Below are 8,184 nucleotides of genomic sequence, written 5' to 3'. Positions count from 1 at the left end.
GCTACTACCAACACCAGCAAGACTGCTACACCCGCCCTCGGGGTGCTTCTGTCAGCTACTACCAACACCAGCAAGACTGCTACACCCGCCCTCGGGGTGCTTCTGTCAGCCACGAACTGCTACACCTACCCTAGCCAAATAGCTGCCCAATTTTGGGATTAATGGGTAACTGAATAGGGGTCGAGAGTGAAGTCACCTTCACCCCCTCCCATTCAGAACCGGACGTGAGACTTTCGCCTCATCCGGCTCCTAGTCTGATTGCTCCATTGTTAAGGATACAGCATTGACGTTATCTAGTGCCGTTTTATCATCGTGACAATGGCGATGTAATAGCTGAAGGTTTTTGTATTCATCCTTTCCGCCTGAGCTTCGAGGTACAATGTGGTCTACTTCAACTAAATCCGATGGTGCGAAATACTGTCCGCACCAGGTACATCTATCTTTTTGTTTTTTGAGTAGTTTTGCTACCCTGTTGGGCGTGTCGATTGCTTGTCCTTTTCTGGTTGCCCAGTAAGTCCAGTTTCCGTCGTATGGTGTTGCGTCCGGGCGCACTAGGGTATGTCTAACAATCGGAGTCCAGTTGTGTTTCCATAGTTGGAATCCATCCCTAGTCTTGAATAACCAGGTTTCATGCCGTTCTTTCCCGTTGCTTAGTTTAACCGTTCCACGTTTGAAATAGTTTCCCAGCTTTTCGTAACTTGCCTTTCCGCATCTTGATATTGTCCATGCCCGTAACATTAACCAAACTTTGTTGTCCAGTTTATTGAAGGTCTCTGATGAGACTACCGCTGAATAGTAGTTTGACCATCCCCTTATGATTGGGTTTAGTTTGCTAATCAGGGCTGATTGAGGTGCTGTTTTATGTTGTTTTATTACACCTTTAATCGCGTGTGGGCTTTAACTGCTTTATTACTGGGTTTGATATGGGTTTTGAATCCAATCATTTTGTGAGGGGTTTTATTAAATAGGAAGCATCCTTTTCTTCTTCCTCCATGTTTACCAGATTTATATTTTCCTACCGGGTATTGTCTGATATTAAATCCTAGGAAATCAAACCCTGGTTCCTCTGTTTTGCCATCATACTCAATACGTTTAAGCGTGTGACAGATTCGAGTTTTTTCAGGTTTTATTTCTAGTCCAACAGGTTTTAACCATTCGGAAATAGCAGTTTTGCACTGTTCAATGATTTCAAGTGATGGGGATATCACTACAAAATCATCGGCGTATCTGATTATTGTGGCTTGAGCCACGTTTTTCTTTTTAGGATACATTGTTTCAATTAACCTAACCATGCCATCCAGTGCGATGTTGGCTAGGAGTGGACTTATGACCCCTCCTTGGGGTGTCCCTGCTTCTGTATCCTCGAATACACCGTTATCTAGCACGCCCGCTTTGAGCCATTGTTTCAGGTCTCTCTTTAGGCTGCTTGGACAATGAATTTTGGACAGTAGGTGTTCATGATTTATTCGGTCAAAGCATTTCGCTATATCTGCATCCAGTATGTAATAACCTCCTTTGTTTATACTTTGAAAGATTCTGGATATTGCATCGTGAGCTGACCGTCCAGGACGGAACCCATAGCTTGTACTTTCAAATCTCGATTCCCATTCAGGTTCGAGAGCCGATTTAACCAAGGCTTGCCTCGCTCTATCTTGGATTGTGGGTATTCCCAGGGGGCGTTTTTCATCCCTTCCAGGTTTTGGAATCCACACCCGTCGCAGTGGTTTTGCTTTGAGGTTTCCCTTGATGTTCTCAACAATTTCAAACCTTTGCCTTGGAGAGATTGCTCTCATTCCATCAACACCGGCTGTTTTCTTGCCTTGATTATCTTGAGTCACTCGCCGCACTGCTAAGAGTCGGGCATAATATGACTTCACCAGTAGACGTTGCAACCTTCGTGCCTTTGCGTCCTGTCCCGATTTAGCTGCTTGAAATATCCTCTTTTGGAGCTTGAAAACTTTTCTCTGAACTTTCGCCCAGGGAATAGCTTTCGATACAAACGCACGTCTTGATTGGTTTTGATTTCTCAAATCCTTTCTTTAAACTCGCTTTCGTCATAGTAACTCCTACTAGACTCTATTCTTTACAATCAAACCGTGACCCGTCTGCATATCCTTATCATTACAGTAAGGCGTTGGCTTCTGGTCACATCTCACCCCCTAATAGGCTTACGCTTACACTTTTCACTACTGACTTTCTCGACCAGATTATCAGAGCCTAAAAGGGGTTAAAACGTTCCGTTTATATGGGCATTCCATCTTTAGATTTGTCCTATCCATCGGGGTATCTTTAAAGGTCTGTGTAGGTGTCCTATAGAAAACCCTACTTTTCCCCTTACTCTTTTGAGCGCAGCGTATCAACCTATTTCGCTGCTTACTAGTGACGATGGTTCAAGTCGGAACATTCAGATTTCCTTAGTCATGGATGGTTGGCAGTGGTCGCATCTGGTAGTGGGTTCTACTTCACGCCTTCCGTTCCCCGCTTCAATCCTGGGGTTATGATTCCCAAAACTGGGGGTGGCTATCGCCGTTACTCTCAACGCAATTGTTAAGGAATCATTAAGATTTCCGGTTTGGCGTTTTGACCTTGAGTTCCCTGCCTTGTTTTGTATATTTCTATACCAAACGTTGGGACATATAAACAGTTATGAGGATGGTCAGGAGTGCGCTCCTTATATTCAACCAGGGGGTTGAAGTCCTCACCAGGCAGTTATTTCGGGCATTACAGCCCTATTTGATGCCTGAACGTCTCGCACTGTGTCCAAACATTAGCTTACAGACTAATCCCTTCCTACCAAACTATAACTTTATTAACTTTTGTAACAAAATTTTAAGAAATGTTGCAAAAAATTTTTTTGGGGGGAGGGGGGTTGCCTTTGGCGGCTACTTGCGCTACACTTTTAATATAATGGGATGGTTGTAAAATTTTTATTTTTAGCTATATCCAATTATTAAAGATATTGTCAATATAATAGCAGGAATGCCCTGGGTTGTCAATGCCCGCGAGGCAAAAAAGCGACCCCAATTTTTTTTTGAAAAAAAAATCAACTGGCAAAATGCGAATTTTTTGGGGGGAGGGGGGGTTGCCTTTCGTGGCTACTTGCGCTATACTTTTAATATAATGGGATGTTTGTAAAATTTTTATTTTTGGCTATATCCAATTATTAAAGATATTGTCAATATAATAGCAGGAATGCCCTGGGTTGTCAATGCCCGCGAGGCAAAAAAGCGACCCCAATTTTTTTTTGAAAAAAAATCAAGATACATCAAGACCGAGGGGGTGGGACTTTAACTTCGGAAATGGAAGATTTAGGGTTTTGATCGTTGGCTTTTTGGTTCAATTCTCGGATGCGGCGAGATAGTAAGCGAATAATATTAACCGCAATACCAGGAGTCTCATCAATAGCATCATAAAGCTGCATCTGTGTGAGCATGAGACATTCACAGGGTTCTAGGGTAGTGACAGAAGCCGATCGCGGTTCAGCATCAAATAGAGACATTTCGCCAAAACAGTCTTCCTTACCCAAACGAGCCAATTCACGATCGCCATGATGAACCTTGACCTGACCAGAAACGACAATATAAAGCGATCGCCCTTCTTGTCCCTCAGTAAAAATACTTTGATTAGGGGGAAAAGACAATTCATCCATAACAGAAGCAAGACGCACCAAGAAATCATCCCTAAGTTCTTGAAAAATGGGGACTTTTCGGACAAACAATAGGCGTTGTACGCTAGTTAACATAATCAGACGAGGTAAAGCGCGAGTTAGTAAACTTGAATCCAGAGGGACTCCCCATTGCTCAAGGCATTTCGGTTTTTATGTGTACAGCTAATTCCGAGATTAATTGTTGTACTTGGTGAGCCACCAAAGGGTCTGGATCGGTTTGTAGCATTGGCAATAATTCTACCAAAGCCTGACGCGCTCCCATCTTGAGGTAAGCCAAAACAGCTTCCCGGACAAAACCTGTGGGATGTCTCAGACACATCAAAGTCTGTTCAGCGGTGAGACTCCAACTGGCGGACCGCGCTTGGTGGAAGCAACAAGCCAAAGACCAATCCGAGAGGAAATGGCGAAACTCCAGTAAACGACGAAGGCGCTCGCTAGGTGTCATTGGTTTATAGGAAATCAAAGGGGAGAGGTCCTCAATTTTTTGGACAATAGAGTGATTATCCAAAATGCCAATCAAGGCTCGTTTACGGGAAATATCAACAGTATTATCCAAGATTTCCAACCCACGAGCAATATTTCCCTGTTGTCCAGAGCGAATATTGAAAGCCGCCGCCTGAATAGATCCGAGGGAGTAAAGGAACTTCATCAGCAGAAAACAGCGGTCTATGGCATCAGATTCAAGATTACGGAGCGCGCGACAGAGCATTTCTAGGGGGGAAGCGACCTCAAGGGAGACAGTAGAAGGTAAGATAGGAGCTGTAGGTTTTTCAGGTTCGAGGTCTAAAAGAGTGCTATAGATTTGACCAATAAACATCAACTCCTGTTCAATTAACGTTTCCACCCCATTACGTCCAATGCGGTCTAAAGTTCTTTCAATCCCCGCATCATCGGGAATTTTCAGGAGAATGCGGAGAATATTACGTCGGGTGGTTCCCCAGGAAATTAACAGATTATCAATGAGAGTATCTAAGGCTTCTGGCGTACCAATTTCTCCCAAAGCAGACCAAGCCTGAAGTCTGACCAAATCTGATTTATAGATATCCGTTGCTATTCTCATTAATAGAGGAATAGCCTCATTTCCCAATCGGACTAAGGCCATTCTTGCTGCTTCTCTGGTAGAACGGTAGGAAACGGCTTTTAATAGGGAGCCATAGTATTCTTCCATCTTAGTAGCCGCAATGACTTCCAAGACCGAACAGCGGACCCTGAGAGATTCATCAGCGAGGAGGTCATTAAGATAAACTCGCAACCCTTGCAGATAATCAGCATCACCCAGAGCCCGGACTCCCATCACCCGTTCGGGTTCTTGATTAGAGACGATCATGCGGCGGATAGTATTAGTAGCCGCCGCTTTTTGTTCGCGATCGCCACGACGCATAATCAAGGCTGCGGCTGTTCCCCGTACCACCGGATCGACCCTTGGTTGTAGGTAAGGTTTCAACTGATTAATATCTGGGTTAGATTCAGTTAACCAGATATAGCGTAGTGCCAAAGCCAAAACTTCAGGAGGTAGACTGCTACGAGATAGGGATCTAATCGCCTCTAAATGAGCGGGATTAGGATAATCTAGCATCAGTTCTAGGGCTTGACGCTGAAGATTCGGGGACATAATCTCCAGTAGTGGAACCAGAGTATCCCCGACATTTTTAGGATCAAGTTGGCTGAGTAATTCAATACAGGAACGCTTATCAGCTTCTGGGGTTGGCTGTTTCAACTCATCGACCACCGATCGCTTGAGGCTACGCATATCAATATCTGTAGTTCCCAGGCGACCGCGTTCAGCACTACGGACTAGAAGTCTTACATATTGGGAGCGAATTTTCCAGACCACCCACAACCAGACAAAAGCCAACAAAATAATAGTTACGACAAAAATCAGACTTTGGTCTTGCAGGAAAATACCTTCTGGGACACCATCGGGTAAAAATAGGTTAATCAGCCACAGCAACAGCAAAATCCCGATACCACTCAAACCCGTTGACAGGGGTTCAAAGACACCATTAACCAGGGTCTGAATATCACTCCTAATATTTTCTGGTAGGGGTTGAAATAGAACCGTCCCGGTAGTTTCGATGAGAGTGTAGTGGAACAGTTCATCTAAAAATCTGAGAATCAAAAACCCTATAAATATGGTAAATAAACCCGTAGCCCCCCCTATCAAGGAAAACAGGCCCAAGGCGACTACCCCCACAGGAAGGATAGATGCTGTACCAAACACGCCTATTTTTTCGACCAAGCGACTGGAAGCAAACCACTGAGTGGCTACTTGGAAGGTACTCAAAACCCCCTCAAATAGTCCCAGGAAGCTAACAATCCAACTAGCGCCACCGATACTACGGTATTCTAATTGACTGAAAAACTGGAAATCGACCATGACATAGACGACTTCAGCCATGACGAAAAATAGCACCAAGGGAATGACATAGCCTTGTAGGGGACCTTTGAGGCTACGGGTACTAAATTCGGGGAGTTCGTCTTCGGGGGTCCACCGGGAAGAATCTGGGAAAGACTGTTCATATCTTTGGGACAGATAAAATAAAACACCTGCACCCACGAGAACCATAGTCCCAGATACTAGGGTGACATTGTTTAATCCTACAAATCTCAGCAATAGAGGTAGGGAGAAACCGCTAACCACCCCAGCCACCAGATAACCACTACTGATAATGGGATAGGTGCGCTTGATCTCCCGAATGTTAAAAAGTTGATTAGAGGTAATGGAGGTATTGAGATCGTTGAGAAGATAACAAGCCTCAACCCACAGCCACATGACAAATAGGGTAACAAACTGAAGACTTAATCCCAAGAACCTGAAATTTTCTATTCTCAAACCAAAACGAAATAGAAACAGGGGGATTGCCATCAGTAGTAAAATCAGAACAATCACCCGGCGCAGGGGTAAAAAGGTCTGTAACCGAGAGTAAACTACACCCAAACTAGACCCGATCCCAGCACTAGCAATATAAATCCAAGGCAGTTTTTCTGCCCCATATTGATCAATAAATAGGCCGACGGTACTTAGTTCTAACCAAATCAGTCCGATGGATGAAAAAGTATAAACTGCGAACATTAATAAGGTTCGCTCTACTTCTTCTGGGCGGAGATTTAGACCGCGTAGCACACCCTGTCCCACTCCTGCGGGTTCACCAATTCGCTTTTCCATCCCGTATTGAGACCCCTCAATGTTATCTGAAAACACCTGATAGCCACTTTGGCCGCCTCTCTTTATAGGGCGGATGTAGCGGCTAGGGCAAATTTATTCGCCTACCTACTATTGCTATCTTTTCATTGGTATCCTATAATAGCATAAGGTTGTTAGAGTGAGCAATGATTGTATACGAGTTCGCCCATCAAAGCTAAACCATCTCAGTACCAAGCTATAGACGAGGCTATTCGCACATCTCAGTTTATCCAAAACAAATGTTGGCGCTATTGGATGGATAATAAAGGGGGGGGTAAATATGACCTAAATAAATATTGTGCTGTCTTAGCGGCTGAGTTTCCTTTTGCCAAGGAATTGAACTCGATGGCTAGACAATCAGTGGCTGAACGCGCTTGGTTTGCTATTTCTCGGTTCTACGATAACTGTCAGAAAAAAGTTAAAGCCTTGACTTCGCTGAGTGTTAAGGGTAAAAAAGGTTTTCCTAAGTTCAAAAAACATAGTCGCTCTGTTGAATATAAAACTAGCGGATGGCAACTTTCGGAAACCAGAAAAGCTATTACCTTTTCTGACAAAAAAGGTATCGGGACTCTGAAATTAAAGGGAACCTGGGACCTGAACTACTACGACATCACACAAATTAAGCGAGTAAGATTAGTCCGCCAGGCTGATGGATACTATGCTCAATTTGCGATCGCTGTAGATGCTGTAGATGCTATGGTAGAGAAGTCTGTGCGAGATGTTTAGGAGTGAAATAAGGCTGCAATGCCTGAAATAACCTCCTAGAGGGAGTTAGACCTTCGACAAGTCTACCCCTTAACTGTATATATGTCCCGACGCTTAGAAGTCGTGACTCTAAGCAAGGCAGGGAACTCAGGGTCAATCCCATTTTAAGAAATCACAAAGTACCGTCCAAGTATACTTAGGAGGAGTATTTAACCCACTTGGGGTGATTATGGGAAAGAGTAAAGGCGATAGCCACCCCCAGTTTTAGGATTCACAACCCTAGGATTGAAGCGGGGAACGGAAGGCGTGATGTAGAACATACTACTATATGCGACCACTGCCAACCATCCATGATTAGGGAAACCGAATGTCTGGCCTGAACCATCGTAATTACCAAGCAGCGAAATATGTTGACACGCTGCGCTCAAAAGAGCAAGGGGAAAAGTAGGAGTTTAGACTTACTACCTACAAAGACCTTTAAAATTACCCCGGTGGATAGGACAAATCTAAAGATGGAATGCCCATATATACGGAACGTTGAAACCCCTATTGGGCTCTCTACGAGTACATCTCGTAGAGTAGTGAAAAGTGTAAGCGTATGGTGCGAGACGTTCGGGTATGAAATAGG

The 8,184-nt window shown here is 44.2% G+C and carries 3 protein-coding genes and 1 pseudogene; 1 reads left to right on the top strand and 3 read right to left on the bottom strand.

Annotation, left to right across the window (positions count from 1 at the left end; all coding sequences use genetic code 11):
* Positions 1–249: 249 nt before the first annotated feature.
* The 3 genes and pseudogenes from ltrA to P5683_RS20660 form a co-directional block, all read right to left on the bottom strand.
* Positions 250–2,058, bottom strand: a pseudogene (gene ltrA / locus P5683_RS20670) (group II intron reverse transcriptase/maturase).
* A gap of 1,207 nt (positions 2,059–3,265) precedes the next feature.
* Positions 3,266–3,742: a Crp/Fnr family transcriptional regulator gene (locus P5683_RS20665; RefSeq protein WP_006624335.1), complete on the bottom strand. Its 477-nt coding sequence runs from the start codon at positions 3,740–3,742 to the stop codon at positions 3,266–3,268.
* 58 nt (positions 3,743–3,800) lie between these two features.
* Positions 3,801–6,833 (bottom strand): HEAT repeat domain-containing protein, encoded by a 3,033-nt coding sequence (locus P5683_RS20660; RefSeq protein ID WP_006668437.1) that lies wholly within the window; start codon positions 6,831–6,833, stop codon positions 3,801–3,803.
* 168 nt (positions 6,834–7,001) lie between these two features.
* On the opposite strand from P5683_RS20660, the gene P5683_RS20655 reads away from it, so the two are divergent.
* Positions 7,002–7,577 (top strand): hypothetical protein, encoded by a 576-nt coding sequence (locus P5683_RS20655; RefSeq protein WP_006624333.1) that lies wholly within the window; start codon positions 7,002–7,004, stop codon positions 7,575–7,577.
* Positions 7,578–8,184 lie beyond the last annotated feature (607 nt).

The sequence above is a fragment of the Limnospira sp. PMC 1279.21 genome (assembly GCF_032349615.1).
In the GTDB taxonomy this organism is placed as follows: Bacteria; Cyanobacteriota; Cyanobacteriia; order Cyanobacteriales; family Microcoleaceae; genus Limnospira; species Limnospira fusiformis.
Note: the sequence above shows the minus strand (reverse complement) of the source record. Positions and strands in the feature narration are given on the sequence as shown.

Coding starts and splice junctions, on each gene's coding strand:
- P5683_RS20665 (WP_006624335.1), bottom strand. CDS start 3,742: ATGTTAACTAGCGTACAACGCCTATTGTTTGTCCGAAAAGTCCCCATT.
- P5683_RS20660 (WP_006668437.1), bottom strand. CDS start 6,833: ATGGAAAAGCGAATTGGTGAACCCGCAGGAGTGGGACAGGGTGTGCTA.